The organism is Coprococcus sp. LG101-27, assembly GCF_027695515.1.
In the GTDB taxonomy this organism is placed as follows: Bacteria; Bacillota; Clostridia; order Lachnospirales; family Lachnospiraceae; genus Allocoprococcus; species Allocoprococcus comes.
The window spans coordinates 1-24379 of record NZ_JAQEUJ010000033.1 but is presented as its reverse complement, the minus strand read 5'-3'; the positions used below and the strand labels follow the sequence as shown (position 1 = coordinate 24379).

The 24379-nt window shown below is 42.2% G+C and carries 20 protein-coding genes; 18 read left to right on the top strand and 2 right to left on the bottom strand.

Going from position 1 to position 24379, the window contains the following annotated elements; all coding sequences use genetic code 11:
• The 13 genes from PG766_RS15255 to PG766_RS15195 form a co-directional block, all read left to right on the top strand.
• Positions 1–957: lipoate--protein ligase (locus PG766_RS15255; RefSeq protein WP_270591166.1), on the top strand; the 957-nt coding region annotated here is incomplete at its 5' end.
• Between the two features lie 14 nt (positions 958–971).
• Positions 972–2375: a dihydrolipoyl dehydrogenase gene (gene lpdA / locus PG766_RS15250; RefSeq protein WP_118198826.1), complete on the top strand. Its 1404-nt coding sequence runs from the start codon at positions 972–974 to the stop codon at positions 2373–2375.
• An 80-nt stretch (positions 2376–2455) separates the two neighbouring features.
• Entirely contained in the window at positions 2456–3781 is a 1326-nt protein-coding gene (locus PG766_RS15245) for a bifunctional folylpolyglutamate synthase/dihydrofolate synthase (RefSeq protein ID WP_270591165.1), read from the top strand.
• Positions 3775–4329, top strand: a complete 555-nt coding sequence (folE, locus tag PG766_RS15240) for a GTP cyclohydrolase I FolE (RefSeq protein ID WP_008372045.1) — start codon at positions 3775–3777, stop codon at positions 4327–4329. The genes PG766_RS15245 and folE overlap by 7 nt, the downstream gene beginning before the upstream one ends.
• Before the next feature lie 4 nt (positions 4330–4333).
• The gene (locus PG766_RS15235) at positions 4334–4870 is read left to right on the top strand and encodes an HD domain-containing protein (RefSeq protein ID WP_243014397.1); all 537 of its coding nucleotides are present in this window, start codon (positions 4334–4336) and stop codon (positions 4868–4870) included.
• A gap of 16 nt (positions 4871–4886) precedes the next feature.
• Positions 4887–5696 (top strand): dihydropteroate synthase, encoded by an 810-nt coding sequence (gene folP, locus PG766_RS15230; RefSeq protein WP_117822755.1) that lies wholly within the window; start codon positions 4887–4889, stop codon positions 5694–5696.
• 13 nt (positions 5697–5709) lie between these two features.
• Positions 5710–6531 (top strand): 2-amino-4-hydroxy-6-hydroxymethyldihydropteridine diphosphokinase, encoded by an 822-nt coding sequence (gene folK / locus PG766_RS15225; protein ID WP_008372039.1) that lies wholly within the window; start codon positions 5710–5712, stop codon positions 6529–6531.
• Between the two features lie 71 nt (positions 6532–6602).
• Positions 6603–8003, top strand: coding sequence for an aminopeptidase (locus tag PG766_RS15220; protein ID WP_118198828.1), 1401 nt, complete (start codon positions 6603–6605; stop codon positions 8001–8003).
• A 345-nt stretch (positions 8004–8348) separates the two neighbouring features.
• Entirely contained in the window at positions 8349–10985 is a 2637-nt protein-coding gene (gene ppdK / locus PG766_RS15215) for a pyruvate, phosphate dikinase (RefSeq protein ID WP_117822757.1), read from the top strand.
• Between the two features lie 575 nt (positions 10986–11560).
• Positions 11561–12352 carry a hypothetical protein gene (locus PG766_RS15210; RefSeq protein ID WP_118198834.1) on the top strand — a complete coding sequence of 264 codons (792 nt, stop codon included), beginning with the start codon at positions 11561–11563 and terminating at the stop codon, positions 12350–12352.
• A gap of 57 nt (positions 12353–12409) precedes the next feature.
• Positions 12410–13000, top strand: a complete 591-nt coding sequence (locus PG766_RS15205) for a histidine phosphatase family protein (RefSeq protein ID WP_118198835.1) — start codon at positions 12410–12412, stop codon at positions 12998–13000.
• A 50-nt stretch (positions 13001–13050) separates the two neighbouring features.
• Positions 13051–13584, top strand: a complete 534-nt coding sequence (locus PG766_RS15200; RefSeq protein WP_117822763.1) for a prolyl-tRNA synthetase associated domain-containing protein — start codon at positions 13051–13053, stop codon at positions 13582–13584.
• Positions 13585–13954: 370 nt separating this feature from the next.
• Positions 13955–15328: an NAD(P)/FAD-dependent oxidoreductase gene (locus tag PG766_RS15195; RefSeq protein ID WP_118198836.1), complete on the top strand. Its 1374-nt coding sequence runs from the start codon at positions 13955–13957 to the stop codon at positions 15326–15328.
• Positions 15329–15483: 155 nt separating this feature from the next.
• Here PG766_RS15195 and PG766_RS15190 read toward each other — a convergent pair whose 3' ends face one another.
• Positions 15484–16812, bottom strand: coding sequence for an MATE family efflux transporter (locus PG766_RS15190; RefSeq protein WP_118198837.1), 1329 nt, complete (start codon positions 16810–16812; stop codon positions 15484–15486).
• A gap of 329 nt (positions 16813–17141) precedes the next feature.
• Here PG766_RS15190 and PG766_RS15185 point away from each other — a divergent pair, with 329 nt between their 5' ends.
• Both PG766_RS15185 and PG766_RS15180 read left to right on the top strand, forming a co-directional pair.
• Positions 17142–17840, top strand: a complete 699-nt coding sequence (locus PG766_RS15185) for an ABC transporter ATP-binding protein (protein ID WP_055261269.1) — start codon at positions 17142–17144, stop codon at positions 17838–17840.
• Between the two features lie 14 nt (positions 17841–17854).
• Positions 17855–20173 carry an ABC transporter permease gene (locus tag PG766_RS15180; protein ID WP_118198838.1) on the top strand — a complete coding sequence of 773 codons (2319 nt, stop codon included), beginning with the start codon at positions 17855–17857 and terminating at the stop codon, positions 20171–20173.
• 40 nt (positions 20174–20213) lie between these two features.
• Here PG766_RS15180 and PG766_RS15175 read toward each other — a convergent pair whose 3' ends face one another.
• A complete protein-coding gene (locus PG766_RS15175) occupies positions 20214–21146 on the bottom strand; it encodes a LysR family transcriptional regulator (RefSeq protein ID WP_117822773.1) in 933 nt (310 codons plus the stop codon).
• Positions 21147–21247: 101 nt separating this feature from the next.
• Here PG766_RS15175 and PG766_RS15170 point away from each other — a divergent pair, with 101 nt between their 5' ends.
• The 3 genes from PG766_RS15170 to PG766_RS15160 all read left to right on the top strand — a co-directional run bounded on the left by PG766_RS15170 (position 21248) and on the right by PG766_RS15160 (position 24328).
• Entirely contained in the window at positions 21248–21817 is a 570-nt protein-coding gene (locus PG766_RS15170; RefSeq protein WP_118198839.1) for a chromate transporter, read from the top strand.
• Positions 21814–22359: a chromate transporter gene (locus tag PG766_RS15165; protein WP_118198840.1), complete on the top strand. Its 546-nt coding sequence runs from the start codon at positions 21814–21816 to the stop codon at positions 22357–22359. Before PG766_RS15170 ends, PG766_RS15165 begins: the two co-directional genes overlap by 4 nt.
• Positions 22360–22639: 280 nt before the next feature.
• Positions 22640–24328, top strand: a complete 1689-nt coding sequence (locus tag PG766_RS15160) for a Na/Pi cotransporter family protein (protein ID WP_118198841.1) — start codon at positions 22640–22642, stop codon at positions 24326–24328.
• Positions 24329–24379 lie beyond the last annotated feature (51 nt).

Here is a 24379-nt window from a genome sequence, read left to right as displayed (position 1 = left end):
CCACGCCATGCTGAAGATTATAAGCAGGCTTTAACTGTCCGCTGCGAGGATAAAGAATGTATTCTTTATTTGTGGCAGAATCAGAATACAGTTGTTATCGGACGGAATCAAAATGCTTGGAAAGAATGTAGAACAACAAAGCTGGAAGAAGAAGGTGGTCATCTTGCCAGGCGCCTGTCAGGTGGTGGAGCTGTGTACCATGATCTGGGAAATATGAACTTCACATTTCTGATCAGTAAAGAAGAATATGATCTGGACCGGCAACTGCAGGTAATCATAGGAGCGATGGAGATCCTTGGATTGAAGGCTGAAAAATCCGGGCGTAACGATATCCTGATCGATGGAAAGAAATTCTCGGGAAATGCGTTTTATGAGCAGGAAAAACATTGCTATCACCATGGCACGATCATGGTAGGAGTAAACATGGAAACCTTATCCAGATATCTGACTGTATCAAAGGATAAACTGAAATCAAAGGGGGTTGATTCGGTAAAATCCAGAGTGACAAATTTAAGAGATTATCTTCCGGAGCTTACAATGGAAGAACTGAAGGTGGCACTTAAGCAGTCATTTGAAAAGGTATACGGATTAAAGGTACGTGATAAAAAAATAGAAGACCTTGATACCGGAGTAATTGCAGAAAGAGAGAAATTTTTCTCTTCATGGAACTGGCTCTATGGCAGAAAAATTGATTTTCAGTATGAGCTTTCCCACCGTTTTGGATGGGGAGGAATTACACTTCAGTTTGCAGTAGAATCAGGAAAGATCAAGGATGCAATTGCATGGTCGGATGCACTGAATCCGGATTTCATACATACACTTCCGAAGTATCTGAAAGGACTGAAGTACAGAAAGGAAAGTATCTGTACGGAATTGGGGCTGTTCTGGTCAGATGATCCACAGGAAGAAGAGATGATGAAAGACATTATCGAATGGATTCAGGGCGAGGAACTGTAGGAGGATGAAATAAAATGAGCGAGAAGTTTGATGTAGTAGTAATTGGAGCCGGTCCGGGAGGATATGTGGCAGCAATCAAATCTGCGAAGCTTGGAATGAAGACCGCAGTGATCGAAGAGAGAGAAGTCGGGGGAACATGCCTGAACAGAGGATGTATTCCGGCAAAAGCAATGATTCATGCATCGACATTATATCGTGAAATCAAAGAAGCGGACCGCTTCGGAATTTCAGCATCAGATGTTACTTATGATTTTGAAAAAATTCTGGAATATAAGGAGCAGACAACCGGACAGCTTGTTCAGGGAGTAGAACAGCTCCTGCAGGCAAACGGCGTAACAAGATATCATGGAAAAGGCACACTTTTTGAGGGGAAAAAAGTTAAGATTACAGGGAATGAAGAACAGTCTATTGAAGCAGAGAATGTCATTCTGGCTTCTGGTTCCAAACCACTGATTCTTCCAATCCCGGGAATGGATCTTCCAAGAGTTCTGACAAGTGATGAACTCTTCAAGATGAGAGAAGTTCCAAAGAGTCTGGTTATCATCGGTGGCGGTGTGATCAGTGTAGAATTTGCTACCGTATATTCTGCACTTGGATCTAAGGTAACCATTCTTGAAGCAATGCCGCGTCTGGTTCCAAATATGGATAAAGAGATCGCACAGAACCTGAAACTGATCCTGAAGAAACGGGGCGTAGAAAGCCATACATCAGCAGCAGTACAGGGTGTGCACATGGAAGGGGATACCTGTGTATGTACCTTCGTTGAAAAAGAAAAAGAACAGACTGTAGAAGCAGAATATGTTCTGTGTGCAGTCGGAAGATGCCCGAATACCGACGGATTATTTGCAGAAGGCGCTGCTCCGGATATGGAAAGAGGACGTGTTCTTGTAAATGATAAATTCGAAAGCAGTATTCCGGGAGTCTATGCGATCGGTGATCTGATCTTTGGTGCACAGCTTGCCCATGCAGCAAGTGCACAGGGAATCGTTGTTGCAGAACAGCTGGCGGGAAAAGAACCTTCCGTGAATCTGGATGTGGTTCCGGGATGTGTTTATACAGATCCGGAAATCGCATCAGCAGGTATTACCGAAGATGCAGCCAAAGAACAGGGAATCAAAGTGAAGACTGGTAAATTTATCATGAGTGCCAATGGTAAATCGCTTATTACAAAAGAAGAAAGAGGATTTATCAAGATCGTGGCAAATGAAGAGACAGATGTGATTCTCGGAGCACAGATGATGTGTGCAAGAGCCACAGACATGATCGGTGAATTTGTAACTGCGATCGCAAATAAAATGACGGTTGCACAGCTTTTGAAGGGAATGCGTGCACATCCGACGTATAATGAAGGAATCGGAGAAGCCCTGGAAGAAGCAGAGGGTGGAGCGATCCACGTTGTACCAAAGAAAAAGAAATAGAACTGTACAGCAGTAAGGGAATATGATAAAATATTCAGATATCAGCATATGCTGAAAAGTACAAAAAGGAAAATTAAATCATGTTATACGAAGAAGCAAGGGTATATTTGGATCATGTATCGAAATACGGAAGTGTACTTGGCTTAGATAGTATAAAGAGCTTATTGGGTGAGCTTGGAAATCCGCAGAAAGATTTGAAATTTATACATATAGCCGGGACTAATGGAAAAGGATCGATTCTCGCCGGACTCTCCGGTATCCTGCAGCAGGCTGGATACCGGACCGGAAGATACTGTTCTCCGACCGTGATGGGATATATGGAACGATTTCAGGTTGATGGCCAATGGATGGCGGAGGACGAGCTCGCCCCTTTTGTATCTCAGGTGAAAGAGGCAGCAGAAAAAGTAGAAGAAAAAACGGATCTCACCGTAACTGTTTTCGAGATAGAAACAGCGATCGCATTTCTCTATTTCAGAGAAAAACAGTGTGATTATGTCGTTCTGGAAGCCGGAATGGGTGGACTTCTTGATGCGACAAATGTAATAGATACAACTGTTTTGAGTATTTTTGCATCGATCAGTATGGATCATATCGGAGTGCTGGGAAACACATTAGAAGAGATAGCAGAAAATAAAGCCGGAATTATAAAACCATCATGTCTGGCAGTTGTCACGTCGCCACAGCAGATGTCTGTGACCGATATCCTCCAGAAAAAGGCCGGAGAGTGTGGATGCCGGTTTGTGGTTTCGCATCCGGAAAAGGCTGTGATTTCTGAAGAAACGATGGATGGACAGATTTTTTCTTATGGAGAATATAAAGATATCCGTCTTCGCCTGGCTGGCAGATATCAGATTGACAATGCGGCGACAGTATTGGAAGCTGTGGATGCGTTAAGAAGGAGCGGTGTTTCGATTCCGGAAGACGCTGTAAGAAAGGGATTTGTGAAAGTGACATGGCCTGGACGGTTTCAGGTACTTGAAAAAGAACCGACCGTGATCGCCGACGGAGCGCATAACAGGGATGCCGCAAGAAGACTTGCGGAAAATGTGAGAACCTATCTGACGGGCAGAAAGATTGTCGGTGTGATGGGGGTTTTTAAAGATAAAGAATATGAACAAATCGCAGAGATCATGGCTCCGTATCTTTCAAAGGTGTATACGATCGATCTTCCAAATGGGGAGAGAAATCTGGGAAAAGAGAGATTATGTGAAGTATTAAAGGCCAAGAACGTACAGTCAGAACCGGCAGAGAACATTGCAGATGCGCTTGAAAAAGCAAAAGCAGAATGTGGGAAAGAAGATGTTGTTCTGGTGTTTGGTTCCTTATCTTATCTGGGAGAAGTGATAAGACTTGAACGGGAAACAAACGTGTTTGAAAGAAAAAAGGAAGAGAGAACATTATGGTAGATCATAAAAAAGTAGAACAGGCAATCCGTCTTTTACTGGAAGGAATCGGTGAAGATCCGGATAGGGAAGGACTGGCTGAGACACCGGACCGGATTGCAAGAATGTATGAAGAAATCTGTGGCGGAATGAATGAGGATGCAGCGGAACACCTGAAAAAGACATTTACAGCAGAAAACAATGAGATGGTTGTGGAAAAAGATATTACGTTTTATTCCATGTGTGAACATCATATGCTGCCATTTTACGGAAAGGTTCATATTGCCTATATTCCGGATGGAAAGGTAGTGGGACTTAGCAAGCTTGCACGGACTGTGGAAGTGTTTGCCAGAAGACTTCAGCTGCAGGAGCAGATGACAGCACAGATCGCGGATGCCCTGATGGAGAATCTTCATCCAAAGGGAGTAATGGTACTTGCTGAGGCAGAGCATATGTGTATGACCATGCGTGGAATCAAGAAGCCGGGAAGCAAGACGGTCAGTGTTGTTACAAGAGGTGCATTTGAAGAAAATGAAAAGCTGCAGAACATGTTTTTCCGTATGATAGGTTAGTGCGATGAAAATAAAACGAAAACTGGAAGAGCAGAGGAGGATGCAGAGAATCTGGAAAATATATGAGCATCCTCTTTTTATAGAAGGACTGGTAAAGAATAAAGATGCAGAAAAGGAAAGAATATTCTGCCATCATGATATGAACCATTTTCTGGACGTGGCACGTCTGATGTATATTTTTTCGATGGAGCGTGGATATGCCTTTGGAAAAGAAGAGATTTATGCGACGGCATTACTTCATGATATTGGGAAATGGCAGCAGTATAAGGCGGGAGTTCCCCATGAGATAGCGAGTGCTGAAATTGCAAAAAGGATTCTGGAAGAGACTGGATTTACAAAGGAGGAGTCGGACAGGATTCTTTTTGCAATTTTAAGTCACCGGGGCAATGCAGAAGAGACAGAAAATGCAGGGCAGGATAAGTGGCAACTTGCAGAAATCCTTTATGATGCAGATAAGATTTCCCGTGCGTGTTATACGTGTCCGGCTGAGAAGGACTGTAACTGGAGTGGAGAAAAGAAGAATCAGAAAATCATCTGGTAGAAAACGAGGAAACAAAATGAAAATTGGGAATAAAGAATTTGACACAGCAAAACATACTTATATTATGGGAATCCTGAATGTAACACCGGATTCTTTTTCGGACGGGGGAAAGTGGAACGGTTATGATGCGGCAATGCGTCATGCAGAAGAGCTTTTAGAAGGCGGAACCGATATCCTGGATATCGGAGGAGAGTCCACAAGACCAGGACACCAGCAGATTACGTCAGAAGAAGAAATTACAAGAACTGCGCCGGTTATCGAGGCTGTCAAAAAGAATTTTGATGTGCCGGTTTCGATTGATACTTATAAGAGTGATGTGGCAGAGGCAGCACTTCAGGCAGGGGCAGATCTGGTAAATGATATCTGGGGATTCCAGTACGATGAAAAGATGGCAGGTCTTGTGAAAAAATATGATGCGGCATGCTGTCTGATGCATAATAAAAATGAGGCGGTGTACAAGAATTTCCTGAAGGATATGTATGCAGAATTGCAGAAGTGTGTAGATACAGCGAAAGCGGCTGGGATTGAAGATGACCGGATCATGCTGGATCCGGGGGTTGGATTTGGAAAGACCTACGAGATGAACCTGGATGTGATGAAGCATCTGGATCTTTTTAACGGACTTGGATATCCGATGCTTCTTGGAACTTCCAGAAAATCCATGATCGGTCTGACACTGGATCTGCCGGTAACAGAAAGAGAAGAAGGAACTCTTGTCACAACCGTGATGGCAGTACAGAGTCATTATGGATTTGTGCGCGTTCATGATGCTGAGAAAAACCGCAGAGCGATCAAGATGACAGAAGTGATTCTGGCAAGAGAGTAAGCAGGAGAAAAAGATGGATCAGATAAAAATTGAAAACCTGGAAATATTTGCAAATCATGGGGTGTATCCGGAAGAAAACAGACTGGGACAGAAGTTTCTGGTTTCCTGCATTTTGTATGTGGATACACGCAAGGCGGGAAAAACGGATGACTTGGAAGCGTCTGTGAATTACGGAACCATTTCCCATCTGATAAAAGAAAAGATGGAAGAGAAGAATTACAGGCTGATCGAAGCAGTAGCAGAGCAGCTTGCAGAAGAGATCTTATTATTTGATGAGAAGATCCGGAAAGTCATGGTGGAAGTAAAGAAACCATGGGCACCGGTAGGACTGCCGCTTGAGACGGTTTCCGTGAAGATTGAACGTTGCTGGAATGAAGCGTTTATCGCACTCGGATCGAATATGGGTGATAAGAAAAAATACATTGAGAATGCGGTAGAAGAGCTGAAAAATGAAAAACTTTGTAGAGTCCTGAAGGTATCGAAACTGATCGGAACCGAGCCATATGGTGTGACGGATCAGGATGAATTCCTGAACGGGGCACTGAAAATGGAAACACTGCTTACCCCGCATGAGCTTCTGGAGCTGTTGCACCGAATTGAGCAGGAAGCCGGAAGAAAGCGGATCCGCAGATGGGGACCGAGAACACTGGATCTGGACATCATTTTCTATGGGGATCAGATCATTGAAGAGGATGATTTATGTATACCACATATCGATATGCAGAACAGGGAATTTGTGCTTGGACCAATGTGTGAGATCGCACCGCATAAACGGCATCCGGTTTTGAAGGAAACGATGACGGAAATGCTTGTAAAGTTAAAGGGTAATAATTGACTTCTTATCGGGAGAGGATTATACTAAAAATATTGTGGGGAATCCCAACTGAATTGAAGAGAGGTATAGAAATGGAAGAAAAAAAGAATCTCTGGAGCTCTTATGATGAAGCTGCCAAAAAAGAACTTCATGAAATCAATGAAAAGTACAAAGCTTGCCTGGATGCCGGAAAGACAGAGCGTGAATGCGTAAAGCTTGCGGTTGAGATGGCGAAAGAAGCAGGATATCAGGATATCAAAGATGTTCTGAAAGAAGGAAAGAGCCTGAAAGCAGGAGATAAAGTATATGCGGTATGCATGGAAAAAATGCTTGCCATGTTCCGTATGGGCGAAGAACCGCTTTCAAACGGTATGAATATCCTTGGAGCTCATATCGATTCACCACGTATTGATGTGAAACAGAATCCATTATATGAAAGTGAAGGAATGGCTTATCTGGATACACATTACTATGGTGGAATCAAAAAATACCAGTGGGTAACAGGACCGATGGCACTTCATGGTGTTGTTGCGAAAAAAGATGGAAGCGTAGAAGAGATCAGCATTGGGGAAAAAGAGTCTGATCCGGTATTTGTTATTACAGACCTTCTTGTTCATCTTGCAGCAAACCAGATGTCAAAGAAAGCAAGTGAAGTGATTGAAGGAGAAAAGCTGGATCTTCTGATTGGAAACAGTCCGCTTGATAAAGCGGAGGGACTTGATGAAGAAGAAAAAGAAACGATCAAGGCTAACGTACTTTATATTTTAAAAGAGAACTATGGAATCGAAGAAGAGGATTTTGCATCGGCTGAGCTGGAAATTGTTCCGGCCGGAAAGGCAAGAGACTGTGGATTTGACCGCAGCATGATCCTTTCTTATGGACAGGATGACAGAGTCTGCGCATTTACTTCTCTGTTCGCTATGCTGGATGTGGAAAATGCAAAGCGTACAGGATGCTGTCTGTTAGTAGATAAAGAAGAGATCGGAAGCGTCGGAGCAACAGGAATGCATTCTCGTTTCTTTGAAAATACAGTTGCAGAGCTTGTTGCACTTACAGAAGGTGAATCTGAACTGAAGGTACGCCGTGCACTTGCTAATTCAAGAATGCTTTCTTCTGACGTAAGTGCTGCTTATGATCCGATGTTTGCAGAAGCATTTGAAAAGAGAAGTGCCGCTTTCTTTACAAAGGGACTTGCATTCAACAAGTTTACAGGAAGCCGCGGAAAGAGCGGATCCAATGATGCAAATGCAGAATATCTTGCAAGACTGCGCAAGGTGATGGACGATGCAGGCGTTACTTACCAGTTCGCAGAACTTGGTAAAGTCGATGTAGGCGGCGGCGGAACCATCGCATATATTATGGCAAATTATGGTATGGAAGTGATCGACAGCGGTGTTGCTGTACTTTCCATGCATGCACCTTATGAAGTCAGCAGCAAAGCTGATGTGTATGAAGCAGTAAAGGGATACAGAGCATTCCTTCTGAATATGTAAGAGATGAAAAGAACTCAGGCAAAACAATGGATACAGTCCGGTTTTGCCTGAGTTTTTTCTGATAATAACAAAATTTATAGTATATAAAAGAAATTTAATTACGGAGAATTTTTTTATAGAAGAAATCACTTGAAGAAATTGAACTCTTCGATAAATTCACTTTTTTTGTACGAAAAAAAGTACATAAGGGTTGACTATCACAGTTAAAACATTTACAATATTAGTGCGGTAAAATCCGTTTTTTAAGGGCGATATAAGATATGAAAAGAGCAGACAGTTACCAGTCTGACTGTGATTTTCAAGTTTTATATATATCAATTACCAATAACGAGGAGGAACTGTAAAATGGCAACAAAATGGGTTTATATGTTTACAGAAGGTAATGCCGATATGAGAAACCTGCTTGGTGGAAAAGGCGCTAACCTTGCTGAAATGACAAACTTAGGTCTTCCAGTGCCACAGGGCTTCACAATCACAACAGAAGCTTGTACTCAGTATTATGAGGACGGAAGACAGATCAATGAAGAAATCATGGCTCAGATCATGGAAGCTATTACAAAGATGGAAGGAATCACAGGAAAGAAATTCGGTGATAAAGAGAATCCACTTCTTGTTTCCGTTCGTTCTGGTGCAAGAGCATCTATGCCTGGTATGATGGATACAATCCTGAACCTTGGTCTTAACGAAGACGTTGTCAATGTACTTGCTGAAAAATCAGGCAACCCACGTTGGGCTTGGGACTGCTACAGAAGATTTATTCAGATGTACTCTGACGTAGTTATGGAAGTAGGTAAAAAATACTTCGAAGAACTGATCGACAAGATGAAAACTGAAAGAGGCGTTAAACAGGACGTTGAACTTACAGCAGAAGATCTTCACGAATTAGCTAACCAGTTCAAGGCAGAATATAAAGAAAAAATCGGTGCTGAATTCCCGACAGATCCAAAGGAACAGTTAATGGGAGCTATCAAAGCCGTATTCCGTTCATGGGACAACCCGAGAGCAAATGTATACCGTCGTGACAACGATATCCCGTATTCATGGGGAACTGCTGTTAACGTACAGATGATGGCATTTGGTAACATGGGTGATGACTGTGGTACAGGTGTTGCATTTACACGTGACCCAGCTACAGGAAATAACGGACTGTTCGGAGAATTCCTTACAAATGCTCAGGGAGAAGACGTAGTTGCAGGTGTTCGTACACCAATGCACATTTCAGAAATGGAACAGAAATTCCCAGAAGCATTCAAACAGTTCAAAGAAGTATGCAAGACTCTGGAAACACATTACAGAGATATGCAGGATATGGAGTTTACTGTAGAACATGGTAAACTGTACATGCTTCAGACACGTAATGGTAAGAGAACAGCTCAGGCTGCTCTTAAGATTGCTTGCGATCTCGTTGATGAAGGAATGAGAACCGAAGAAGAAGCAGTTGCTATGATCGATCCTCGTAACCTTGATACACTGCTTCATCCACAGTTCGATGCAGCTGCACTGAAAGCTGCTGTACCGATGGCTAAAGCACTTGGAGCATCTCCAGGAGCTGCTTGTGGTAAGATCGTCTTCACAGCTGATGATGCTGTAGAATGGGCTGCAAGAGGAGAAAAAGTTGTTCTTGTACGTCTTGAAACATCACCGGAAGATATCACAGGTATGAAGTCTGCTCAGGGTATCCTGACAGTTCGTGGTGGTATGACATCACACGCAGCCGTTGTTGCACGTGGTATGGGAACATGCTGTGTATCTGGTTGTGGTGACATCAACATGGATGAAGAAAACAAGAAATTCACACTTGGTGGAAAAGAATACCATGAAGGAGATGCAATCTCTCTTGATGGATCTACAGGTAACATTTATGACGGAATCATCCCGACTGTAGACGCTACAATTGCAGGTGAATTCGGAAGAATCATGGGATGGGCTGACAAGTACAGAACTATGAAAGTTCGTACAAATGCTGATACACCAGCTGATGCTAAGAAAGCCCGCGAACTTGGTGCTGAAGGTATCGGACTTTGCCGTACAGAGCATATGTTCTTCGAAGGCAACAGAATTGATGCATTCCGTGAAATGATCTGCTCTGAAACAGTAGAAGAAAGAGAAGCTGCACTTGCTAAGATCCTTCCGGAACAGCAGGGAGACTTCGAAAAACTTTATGAAGCACTGGAAGGAAATCCGGTTACTATCCGTTTCCTTGATCCACCGCTTCATGAATTCGTTCCAACAGAAGAAGAAGATATCAAGAAACTTGCTGATGCACAGGGCAAATCTGTTGACCAGATTAAAGCAATCATCAGCTCTCTGCACGAATTCAACCCAATGATGGGACATCGTGGATGCCGTCTTGCTGTAACTTATCCGGAAATCGCTAAGATGCAGACAAGCGCAGTTATCCGTGCTGCTATCAATGTTAAGAAAGCTCATCCGGATTGGAATGTTAAACCGGAAATCATGATCCCGCTGGTTGGCGATATCAAAGAGCTTAAATATGTTAAGAAGTTTGTAGTAGAAACAGCTGACGCTGAAATCGCTGCTGCAGGAAGCGACCTTGAGTACGAAGTTGGTACAATGATCGAAATTCCTAGAGCTGCTCTTACAGCTGATGACATCGCAAAAGAAGCTGACTTCTTCTGCTTCGGTACAAACGACCTTACACAGATGACATACGGATTCTCACGTGATGATGCTGGTAAGTTCCTTGACGCTTACTATGACGCTAAGATCTTCGAGAACGATCCATTTGCTAAACTTGACCAGACAGGTGTTGGTAAACTTATGAAGATGGCTATCGAACTCGGAAAACCGGTTAATCCGAAACTTCACGTTGGTATCTGTGGAGAACATGGTGGAGATCCAAGCTCTGTAGAATTCTGCAACAGCATTGGTCTTGATTATGTATCTTGCTCACCATTCCGTGTACCGATCGCTCGTCTGGCTGCTGCACAGGCTGCAATCGCACAGAAGAATGCAAAATAAGCATATTGCGTATAGCAAGAAATAAATAATAAGAGGGCGTGTGAAAAAAACTTTCGTTTTTTCACACGCTCTCTTATTTTATCTAGTTATAGATTAGAAATATTAAATTATGATTAAAATGAAAATTTTACTGTTCTTTTCAGAATATATATGATACACTGAATCCACCAAATCAAAAAATCTTTTATCAAATCATTTTTGCAAAGAGTAAATTGATTGCAAATTATTACAAGCTAAAACAAATCAAGACAGTCTAATTAAATAGATTGATTATAATTCCAAAAAATGAAAATAAATCAAGAAGTTTCCAGAAATGGATTGATTGTATACCGGAAAAATGAAAATAAATCAAGAAGATGATGGAAATAAATTGGTTGTATTCTCAAAAACTCAAAGAAAATCAAGAAGATTACAGAAATGAGTTGATTGTAATTGACAAAACTCGAAATAAATCAAGAAGATTATAGAAATAAGTTGATTATAATTTTCAAAATTCGAAACAAATCAAGAAAATTCTCGAAATGAATTGATTAGGATTTGAAAAATAGAAAAGCAAAGGAGAAATGTTTATATATATGTATGAATTAGAAAACATGCTTCTTCAGATGCAGGAACATTTGGAGAAAGTTGTTACGCAAGCTAAAGCTGATTTGAATACAACAGTACCAGAAGGACACCTCAGAATTTCAATAGATAAAAATAAGCCGCGCTATTATCAATGTATAGATGATAACAAAGGAGTCTACATTCCAAGAGATAATAAAGAATTGCCAAAGTGCCTGGCGCAAAAAGGTTATAATAAGGCAGTGGTAAAAAAGGGAGAAGCAAGGCTTAAACAAATAAAGAGAATAACAAAAAATTATTCAGATGATGAGATTGAGAAAATTTATACGTCTATGAATAAAGCGAGACAATTACTGGTAACTCCGATCGAACCAACATGGGATCAGCTGCTTACAAAGTGGTATGAAGAAGAATATCAGGGGAAAGAGTTCAAGGAGGGAACACCATTAATTCTTACTGAGAAGGGAGAACGTGTCAGATCAAAGTCAGAGAAGATATTAGCAGATTATTTTTATAGAAAGAATATTCTTTACAAATATGAAAAGCCACTTCATCTGAAAGGGTATGGTACCGTGTATCCGGATTTTACATTTTTGTCAAGAAAGACTTACCGGGAAATATATTGGGAACATGAAGGAATGATGGATAAACAGGATTATGCAAGAGCAGCAGTGCGTAAAATTGAATCCTATCAAATAAATCATATATATCCTGGGGAGCGGTTGATCATAACTTTCGAAACAGAACAAAATATATTAAATTCAAAGATAATAGAGAATCTGATAGAAAAATATTTGTTATGAAGCTGAGGAGGATGATATAATTAACATGTTGGATTAAAGATATTTTGTGGAAAGTAGATGGATAAAGAAGAACTAGGAGAAATGATTATGGCGTTTTTTTATCTTATTAGACATGGAGAACCAGATTATGGTAATATGTTAGAAAAAGGATTTTATGGATTTGGACGTTCTTTTGCACCGCTTTCAGAAACAGGGTTTAAGCAAGTTGAAAAAACTGCAAAAGACAAGCGTTTAAAAACAGCAGAATTAATTGTATCATCGCCCTATACTAGAGCTTTACAAACGGCAGCAATTATTTCAAGAGAAACAGGTTTGAAAATTAATGTTGAAATTGATTTGCATGAATGGCAAGTTGATAAAACAAATCAAATTACTACTTCAGAAGAAGTGATTGCTTTAACAAAAGAATTTAATGATAATAAAGGAACATATCCAAAGAATCAGCAATTAAGGTGGGAAACTTTGGATGAAATGAGAAATAGGATACAGAGAGTGGCCGATAAATATGCAAATTATAATAAGGTGATTTTAGTAGGACATGATATGGCTTTTAGAACACTTACTTATATAAAGAAAATAAGACCTGCAGAAATTGTAGAATTAGAGTATTTTAGTGGGCAGAGTAAGTGTGAGTATTTTTTCTCCTAAAATATTATAATGTGGCTTGAATATACGATGAGATGGGAAGTGGAAACGAAATGGAATTAGTAAACGGAAGACCAACAGACACACAAGGCAGATTGGATAAGGAAATCCGCGTATATGATTTCCTGGATTCGCTAGGAGTCAGCTACCAGAGAATCGACCATGAAGCCGCAATGACAATGGAGGCATGCGAGGAAATCGACCGGACGCTGGAGGCGACGATCTGCAAGAATCTGCTTTTATGCAACCGACAGGAGACACAGTTTTATTTACTGATGCTTCCGGGAGATAAGGTGTTTAAAACAAAGGATCTGTCAGCGCAGATCGGTTCGTCCAGACTTTCTTTTGCAAAAGCGGAGTATATGGAACAATATCTGGACATCACGCCGGGATCTTTAAGTGTGCTTGGACTGATGAATGATAAGGACAAGATGGTACGGCTTCTGATTGATGAAGATGTGCTTACAGGAGAATATATCGGATGTCATCCATGTATCAATACATCGAGTCTCAGACTTAAGACAAAAGATCTGGTAGAGAAGATTATTCCGGCAATGGAACATGAGCCGACCATCGTGAAGCTGTAAATCCGCCAGAAAACGAAAGGGTAGCAGAAACAGCAATATAGAAACAGAAAGATTTTTGACAGTGCAAATATAAAAACTGGATAATGAAAAATATTACAAAATCTATATAAAAAAGAAAATAAATTCATGCAAAATTCATATAAAAAAAGAAAGAAACACCTTGACGAAAAGAAAGATTTCTCTTAAAATATGAAAGGTTGTGCTAAAGAAGAACAACTGCCGTGCAGAATCATCTGGATACAGACGGATATGCGGCAGTTTTATTATGTGACATAGTATAGAATTGCACATATATTACAGTCTATATTTATGACACAGTCAATTTAGTGAAAATTATATTTTATCATGCAAATAAAGGAGAGATATACGGATGAAGTATGATGTAATTATTATCGGTGCCGGACCAGGCGGGATTTTTGCTGCTTATGAGTTGATGAAAAAGAAACCAGACTGCAAGATCGCAGTATTTGAAGAGGGTTATCCGCTGGAAAAGAGAAAATGTCCGATTGATGGCGAAAAAGTAAAGAGCTGTATCAACTGCAAACGCTGCTCGATCATGTGCGGATTTGGCGGAGCCGGAGCATTTTCAGATGGAAAATACAATATCACCAATGATTTCGGCGGAACTTTATTTGAGTATATCGGTAAAAAACAGGCTGTTGAGCTGATGAAGTACGTCGATGAGATCAATATGGAAAATGGTGGAGAAGGGACAAAACTGTACTCCACAGCCGGAACAAAATTTAAAAAGCTTTGTCTTCAGAACAAGCTGAATCTTCTGGATGCATCTGTACGTCATCTGGGAACAGATATCAATTATGTCGTTCTTCAGAATCTTTATGATCAGATGAAGGATAAAATGGACTTCTTCTTTGATGCACCGGTTGAGACAATCGAGATCACTGATGGCGGATACCGCATTGTATGTGAAAATGGCGCTTATGAATGTAAGAAATGTGTGGTTTCTGTCGGACGAAGCGGAAGCAAATGGATGGAAAAGGTCTGCAAGGATCTTGCAATCCCGACCAAATCAAACCGCGTGGATATTGGTGTCCGTGTAGAGCTTCCGGCAGTGATCTTCGCACACCTGACAGATGAGCTTTACGAGAGCAAGATCGTATACCGTACAGAAAAATTTGAGGACAATGTGCGTACTTTCTGTATGAATCCGAACGGTATTGTGGTAAATGAAAATACCAACGGTATCATCACAGTAAACGGACACAGTTATGAAGGAAATGAAAAAAAGACGGACAACACCAACTTTGCCCTTCTGGTTGCAAAGCATTTCTCTGAGCCATTTAAGGACAGTAACGGATATGGTGAAAGTATCGCAAGACTTTCCAATATGCTAGGCGGTGGTGTGATCGTACAGCGTTTTGGTGATCTGGTACGTGGAAGAAGAAGTACAGAAAAGCGTATTGAAGAAGGTCTGGTAACACCAACCTTATCAGCAACGCCTGGTGATCTGAGTCTGGTTCTTCCAAAGCGAATCATGGATGGAATCATTGAGATGATCTATGCTCTGGATAAGGTAGCACCTGGTACAGCAAATGACGATACCCTTCTCTATGGTGTGGAAGTAAAATTCTACAATATGGAAGTAGAGATCGATAAAAATCTGGAAAGCTGCCATAAGGGACTGTATGTGATCGGTGACGGAAGTGGTGTTACACATTCTCTGTCCCATGCATCTGCAAGTGGTGTTTATGTTGCGAGACATATTATCAGCGAAGAAGAATAGTCTGCAAATAAAAAGTCGGACTGGGATGGAAAAGTAAAATAAAGAGAAAATTAAAAACCGTAAATCCGGAGATTTGCAGTATTGTAAAGAGCAAATCCGGATTTACGGTTTTTGTTGTATCGAAAAAGTAGTAGAACTTTTTGATGCAGATATGCCTATTTTTTTATGGTTGCCCGCCGGTAAGTCATATAGGCGATTACAGCAGTTGCAAATTCGGTAATTCCGAATGCGTACCAGATTCCGGAAGCCCCGAAGATCCGGCTTAAGATAAATGCGGCCGGAATAATGATGATCGTATATCTGCACAGTGAGATGAGCAGGGACGGTGTTCCCTTTCCAAGTCCTTCGAGTGCACCAGAGCTGGTGATGGACACGGAAGAAACTAAAAATCCGAGGCTGATAATCCGAAGTGCTATTCCTCCTGCCTGAATGGTTTCCGGATTAGAACTGAACAGTGCGATCAGTGAATCCGGGAAGAGCTGGCAGAAAACGGTACCAAAGAGCATGATCCCAAGACTCAGATAAAGGGTATCGGCAAACAGTCTGTGGACACGCTTTGTCTCACCGGCACCGTAGTTGTATCCGATCAGCGGACGCATTCCCTGGATGATTCCATTTGCCGGAAGATACAGGAAGGTCTGAAGCTTGTAATAGATTCCGAGCACCACCACGTAAATCTGGGAGTAGGCGGAGAGAATCCCATTTAGTGCGGTGATAAGCAGGGATGGAAGTGCCATATTCAAAGTGGCAGGGATTCCAACCGCGTAAAGCCGTCCAGCCATGGCACGGTCTACGTGGCAGCTTTTATGAATCTTCACCGGAAGCGGTCTGGTAAAATAAAAGGCAAGGTACAGTACCAGTGTGACAACCTGACCAAGACCGGTTGCAAGTGCGGCTCCTTCAATTCCCATTTTCGGGAACGGTCCGATTCCGAAGATCAGAAGTGGATCCAGTACGATATTGAAAATACATCCGCTCATCATGCAGATCATGGACACGCGCATCCGTCCGACTGCCTGGAAAATTTTTTCCCAGGTAATTTCAAGAGAGATTACAATGGAAAATCCAAATGCGATCCGGGAGTAGGCATTTCCCATCTGAATAACGGTCACGTCTTTTGTAAAAATCTGTAAAAACAGCGGCATTACGGCAATTGTGACTACGGTAAGAACAATACCGTGGATGACAGAGAGAAAAAGTCCCTGTGTGGCAGCTGCATCCGCTTTTTTCTGATCCTGGGCGCCAAGGAAAAAGGAGATGGCGGCATTGATTCCGATTCCAAAGCCGACACCGACCGAGGTGATAAAATTTTGGATCGGGTAGACTAAAGACAGAGCAGTCATTGCTTCTTCACTGATCCGTGCAACGAAATAGCTGTCAACAATATTATAAAGGGAGTTGACCATCATTGAAATCACCATTGGCAGAGCCATGGAAAGCAGAAGTGGCAGAATCGGTTTTTCTTTCATGTAAGTCTGGTTCATAAACATTCCTCCTGATAAATGTAAAGCATAAGGTACAAAATCTGTAAAAAAGGGCAGAAGCCCGATATATAAAAAGCCACATAACTGTCGCTGTATGCAACAAGTTATGTGGCGAAAAGTAGATATCTATTTTGATATCCAGAAAAATCCACAAAGATTTTGGTATAAAATTACACAGATAGTTATTTTAAAAATTTTCCTTCCATTTGTCAATATCTTTTTCAAAAAATAACAATTAAAATATTGACAAAAAAGTAAGCCTAAACTAACATAAGTGTATGAAATATAACATCACTACGATATGAGTAACTAAAGGAAGGAGTAGAGGAATGTTTTTAGAGATTAAGGGGATCAAAAAGTCGTTTGGAACAGGCGACAGCCGGGTAAATGTTCTGAAAGGATTTGATCTGGAAATTGAAAGAGGAGAGTTTTGTGTGCTTCTGGGACCATCCGGTTCCGGAAAATCGACTCTTCTGAATATTATAGGCGGTATTGACGGGGCAGATGAAGGAAGTATTACGATTGATGGAGAACAGCTGGAGGATATGACAGAGAAGAAGCTGTCCCTGTACCGGAGAAAGCATCTGGGTTATATATTCCAGATGTACAATTTGATTCCAAACCTGACACTTAGAGAAAATATTGAAATCGGTGCTTATTTAAGTAATCGTCCGCTGGATGTGGATGAGCTGATGCAAACGCTGGGTATTTATGAACATCAGAACAAGCTGCCGAACCAGCTTTCCGGAGGACAGCAGCAGAGAACCGCGATTGGACGTGCAATTGTCAAAAATCCGGACATCCTGCTCTGTGATGAGCCAACCGGTGCGCTGGATTATAAGACATCCAAGGAAATCCTGAAGCTGATCGAAACAGTCAATCAGAAATATGGGAATACCATTGTTATGGTTACCCATAACGATGCAATCAAGGATATGGCAGACCGGGTGGTAAAACTTCGTGATGGAATGATCCGCAAAAATTACTGTAATGAGCATAAACTTTCTGCAAGTGAGCTGGAATGGTAAGGAGGACGCGTGTTATGAAGAGTCCGTTGAGAAAACGGCTTCCGAGAGAACTGAAGGGAGAAATTGGAAAATACCTGGTGGTTCTGATCCTTATGATTGTAACGATTGGGTTTGTATCCGGCTTTCTGGTTGCTGACGGAAGCATGATAAAAGCATATAATGAAGGCTTTGAGAAATACAAGATTGAAGATGGAAATTTCCGGGTAAAGAAAAAAATTACCAAAGCACAACAGGAAAACATCGAGAAAAATGGTGTGACACTGTATGAAAACTTTTATCTGGAAGAGGCACTGGATAATGGAAGTACCATGCGTATTTTCAAAAACAGGGAAGAGATCAACCTGGTGTGCCTGATGGAAGGAAAGCTTCCTGAAAAAGCAGGAGAAATGGCAATTGACCGTATGTATGCGGACAATAATAAGATTTCTGTCGGAGATACACTGAAAAGTGGTTCACAAAAGTGGAAAGTCACAGGATTTGTGGCACTGTCTGACTATAGCTGCCTGTTCCAGAACAATAATGACAGCATGTTTGATGCAATCAAATTCGGGGTATCGGTTGTAACACCGGAAGAGTTTGAATCTCTGAATCAGGATAAGATTCAGTACAGTTATTCCTGGGTGTATGACAAAGCACCGGAAAATGAAAAACAGGAAAAAAAGATGTCGGAAGATCTGATGGAAGCACTGGGGGAAGAAGTCACTCTGGAGTCTTTTGTGCCACAGTATCTGAACCAGGCAATTACATTTACCGGTGATGATATGGGGAGTGACCGTGCAATGATCACAATGCTCCTCTATATGATCATTGTGATCATTGCGTTTGTATTTGGAATCACGATCAGCAATACGATCCGTAAAGAAGCAGGCGTGATCGGAACTCTGCGGGCTTCCGGGTATACAAGAAAAGAACTGATCGGACATTACATGGCACTTCCGGTGATCGTTACGCTGATCGGTGCGGTGGTCGGAAATATTCTGGGTTATACAGCACTGAAAAATGTATGTGCGGGGATGTATTATGGAAGCTATAGTCTGCCGACCTATGTGACAGTATGGAATGCAGAGGCTTTCTGGATGACAACGGTGGTTCCGGTGCTGATCATGCTGGTAGTCAACTATGGAATCCTTCGTTACAAGCTGAGGCTTTCACCGCTGAAATTCCTGAGAAGAGATCTTTCTGGAAGCAGGCGGAAAAGAGCAGTCCGGCTAAGTCCGAAGCTTGGAATTTTCCATCGATTCCGGCTCCGTGTGATCTTCCAGAATATGAGCAATTACATTGTACTTTTTATTGGAATCATATTTGCGAATCTGCTTTTATTCTTTGGACTTTTGCTGCCGTCAGTACTTTCGCACTATCAGCAGGATATCCAGAGCAATATGCTTGCAAAATACCAGTATATGCTGGAGGTTCCGGTAAGTGCGATGAGCGGAAACAAACTGGACAGTATGCTGGAGCTTTTACAGTTCTCTTATGGAACAAAGACGGAGAATGAAGACGCGGAAGCATTCAGTGCGTATTCGCTGGAAACACTGCCGAGCAAATATAAGACAGATGAAGTGATCCTGTACGGAATCAAACCGGACAGTAAATATATCGATGCAGATCTGGAGGACAGTGAGGGTGTCTATATTTCCAGTGCCTATGCAGAGAAGTTTCTGTTGAAGCCGGGCGATTCAATCACGTTGAAAGAAAAATATGAAAAGACAAAGTATACATTCAAGGTTAAAGGAATCTACAAATACAGCGGTGGAATCTGTGTATTTATGCCACAGGAGCAGTTGAATGATACCTTTGATATGGGAAACGATTATTTCAGTGGATATTTTTCCGATTCGAAGATCAAGGATATTGATGAGAAATACATTGGCTCTGTACTTGATCTGGAAGCACTGACAAAGATTTCGAGACAGCTGGATGTATCTATGGGAAATATGATGGGGATGGTCAACACTTTTGCAATCGGTATTTATATGGTTGTGATCTATCTGTTGTCCAAGATCATTGTTGAGAAAAATGCACAGGCTATTTCCATGACGAAGATCCTGGGATATACCAATGGAGAGATCAGCAGGCTTTATATCTGGTCGACGACGATCGTGGTGATCATCTGTCTGCTTCTCAGCCTGCCGATTGAGAAAGCAGTTATGAATGTGCTGTTCCGGGAAATGATGCTGACTAGTATTTCCGGCTGGATCGCGCTTTGGATCGATCCGAAGATCTATGTGGAAATGTTCCTGATCGGGATTGGAACCTATGCAGTTGTGGCAATGTTAGAATATCGAAGGATTAAACATGTGCCGATGGATGAGGCACTGAAAAATGTAGAGTAAGGGAGTAAAAGAAGAGAATTAAGGTACGGATCAGGGCAGACTAAGCTGCCCTGTAGATTGCCGGGACAATCTCGCGGAGGAGAGCAAGAAGCGCCTGAAACTGTGCGTGATGATAAATATTTTTCCGATAGACAGCACAGATGTCCCTGGTGTCATGAAAGTGATCCGGGGTAAAGAAATGAATGTCCGGAAAGGAAGTAGTCCGTGCATAAATTTCAGGAAGAAAGGCAATCCCCATCCCTCGTCTTGCAAGAGAAAAGGCAGTATTACTGCTGGTGCAGATGCAGCGGATATTTGGATGGAAAGCAGCAGTATCGCAGATCTTCCGGCTGATCTTTCCGAGATCGTGATCTTCTGAAAGCAGAATAAAAGGAACTGCAGATAACGCAGGCAAATGAATTTGAGGAGTGGCAGAGATGCCCTCCTCTTTTGGTGATGGATCGGAAAAAGGACACAGAGAGTCAGGGATTGCCAGGACAAAACTTTCCTTTACCAGAAGCTCACTCTCAAAATTGATAGTATCCGGGCTGGAAATATCGAGAATCAGATCCAGCTTGTCTTCTTCCAGCATCTGCCGCAGGATGTAGGTCGGCTGCTCAATGATCTGGATATCACAGTTCTCATACATGGAATAAAAGCGTTCCAGAACCGGTGCCAGAAGCCGTTCACTTCGGTGGGGACTGAGACCCAGCCGGATCAGTGTCCGGGAACCGGAAACGATATCACCAAGCTTCCATTCCAACTGGGTATGAGAGTGGAGGGTAGAAACTGCCCATTCATAGAAAAGGGCGCCCGCATAGGTAAGCTTCATTTCGCCACGGTTCCGCTCAAAAAGAGGGGTTCCGGTTTCTTTTTCCAGAGCCTGAATGCTTAAGGAAAGGGAAGGCTGGGAAATATAAAGCTTCTGCGCCGCTTTGGTGATACTTTTTTCTTCGGCAATGGTGATGACATATTGCAGCTGATTCCAGTTCATAAAAAATCCTCCATAGGTTTAAACTATATTTTTAATAATAAAACATATATTTTACTAATGTCAATAGAGATGATAAAGTAAAGAAACAGGAGGAAGAAGAGATGGGTAAAGAGAGAATCAAAAATGGACTGATGCTGTTTGCATTTTTCTTTAAGATAGGATGTTTTACATTTGGAGGCGGATGGAGTATTCTGGCGCAGATGGAGCAGGAGTTTGTAGATAAACGGAAGCTGATCACAAAAGAGGAACTGCTGGATATGGTTGCGGTTGGAAAGTCAGTTCCCGGAATTATGATCACCAATATCAGTATGCTGTTTGGCTATTATGTAGGTGGCTGGTTTGGAGGTGTCTGTGCAGTGCTCGGAATGACCTGTCCGGCGGTTCTGATCCTGTCGTTTGTTACTGCATTTTATAAGGTGCTGAAAAGTAATGTCTGGTGCCATGCGGCACTTCGCGGAATCCGCTGTGCGGTAGTTCCGATTATGGGAAGTGCCGCACTTTCACTGGGGAAAGAAGCGTTCCGCAGAAAATCAGCAATCCCGATCTGTGCGTTAGCACTGGTGCTCTGTGTATTTACGGATATCAGTAATGTGGTGATGATCGTAGCGGGAGTGATACTGGCGCTTTCTATAAGAGCGGTGAAAAAGACAAGAGGAGGACAGACGGCATGATCTATCTCAGACTTTTTACAGCGTTTATGAAAATCGGATTTACCAGCTTTGGCGGAATGTCGATGATCCCGGTTATTATGCAGGAGATGAAGGTCAATCAGTGGATGACAGCGGAGGATCTGACTAACTTGATCGCTATCGCAGAAATGACACCGGGACCGCTTGGGATTAACTGTGCGACTTTTGCCGGGATGCAGACGGCAGGTGTTCTGGGTGGGATTGCAGCGGTTATGGGCGTGCTGATGCCAGCTTATACGCTGACGCTTGGCGTAGCGGTGTGCTTTGCAAAGTTCCGTGGCAATGATATTATGAGCTGTATGTTAAATGTGATCAAGCCAATCTGCATCGCAATGATCCTTGCGGTGATTCTGGATCTGATGCAGGAAAATTATTTTCCGGATGCGAGGATTGACTGGTTTGGGTGCGGGATCGGAGTGGTGATGTTCTATCTGATATTGAAGAAGAACTGGTCTGTACCGAAGGTGATCACTCTTGCGGCGGTGTTTGGAATAGTTGGATATGGTGTGCTTGGGATTAGATAGATTTATAGATAGAACAGGAGCGCCACTGGCGCTCAGCAACGCGCTCGGCGCGAGAATGTGCCGAGGCACAATCTTTTTTAATGCGATTTTACATAACTATGATCATGGGAAAGAAAAAATGATAGAAGAAAGAAAATTTAACCTAAACTTAACATAGATTTGATTGGAATTGCATAGACCACAGATAAAATGGAAAATGAGCTGAAAGGGAAGACATCATTGTAAAAAGTAAGTTTAAAAGATATTAACAAACACAGGGTAAATTGAGAGAGGAATTAATATGAACGAGAAAATTCAGATCATTTTCGGACTGCTTGGCGGTCTGGCAGTTTTTATCTATGGAATGAATATGATGAGTGAATGTCTGCAAAAGGCGGCGGGCGATAAAATGAAAAGCATTCTTGCACTTCTGACGAAGAATCCGCTTCTGGGCGTGCTTGCCGGTGCGCTTACAACCGCGGTACTCCAGAGCAGCAGTGCGACGACAGTTATGGCGATCGGTTTCGTAAGTGCGGGACTGATGAACCTGCCACAGGCAATTTCCATCATTTTTGGTGCAAATATTGGTACAACCATGACAGCACAGATTATTGCGTTTAAGATCAGTGACTATATTTATGTGATTATTTTTATAGGATTTCTGATTTCATTTGTAACAAAATCAGAGAAAGTAAAAAGTATCGGCCAGACGATTTTTGCTTTTGGCCTTTTGTTCCTTGGAATTGAAACAATGGGAGATGTCATGAAACCATTGGCATCCAGTCCGGTATTCACAGACTTGATCGGACGGGTTGCACATATTCCGGTACTTGGTGTGGCAGTTGGTACATTTATGACGCTGGTTGTACAGAGTAGTAGTGCAACGATCGCAGTCTTGCAGAACTTCGCTTCCCAGCCGGGACCGGACGGGGTTACGAGTATACTTGGGCTTGCAGGAGCAATCCCGATTCTTTTAGGTGATAATATCGGTACAACGATCACAGCACTCCTTGCCAGTATCGGACAGTCAAAAGATGCGAAGAGAACCGCTGTGGCGCATTGTATTTTTAATATTTCCGGCTGCTTTTTGTTTATCTGGTTCGTAAAACCATTTGCGGCACTGATCCAGAACATTTCGCCGAAAGGTCCGGAGATTGAAGCGATTTCCAGACAGATTGCAAATGCACATACTGTATTTAACATCACAATGACACTGATCTGGGTATGCCTGATTAAACTGATGGTGAAGATTGTCATGACACTGATCCCGGATGGCAAAAAAGGTGTTGAAGATCCAGGCAGCCCGATTTATCTGGATGAAAATATCATCAGTCAGCCGGCAGCAGCGCTGCAGCTTGTGGCAAAAGAGATTTTCCGTATGAGTGACCAGGTAGGAGATATTCTGAAGAAAACGATTGAGCTTGTGAAAAATGAAGAAGTGAAATCTATTGACGGTCTGAAAGAAAACGGAGAACAGGTTGAACGCCTTGGAAAGTGTATTACCGAATATCTTGCAGCTTTGTTTTCTTCGGGTTCATTGACCGAGCAGCAGGCAGCGCAGACGGCGAGCCTCATGTGTGTACTCAGCGATGTGGAACGTATGGGAACCTTAAGTGTGGAAATGGCAGAATGTATGTTGGAAAGATCAGACCGGAAGTATAAATATACACCGGAAGCGATGGATGAGCTGCAGAAGAGTTTGAAGGTACTGAATAAGATGTTCTGTGATTCTCTGAAGGCACTGCAGGGAGATGATGGTATCGAACCAGGCAAGATGATGAAGCGAAAGGATAAGCTTCTGGATCTGGATATCAAGATGCGGAAAGCGCATATTGAGCGTGTCAATAAAGGAAAATGTAAGGCAAGCCTTACTGCTCCGTTTACCAATATCCTGCATCTGATCGACCGTATGGGAAACAGTTGTATCAATCTTGCGGATGTGGCGGAAAGCGGAACAAGTATGAAATACTTTATGCTGGAAGAAAAATAAGAAGATGGAAAAAGGGGCTGTGAAATAAGTCCCTAAAAGAAATAGGACCAT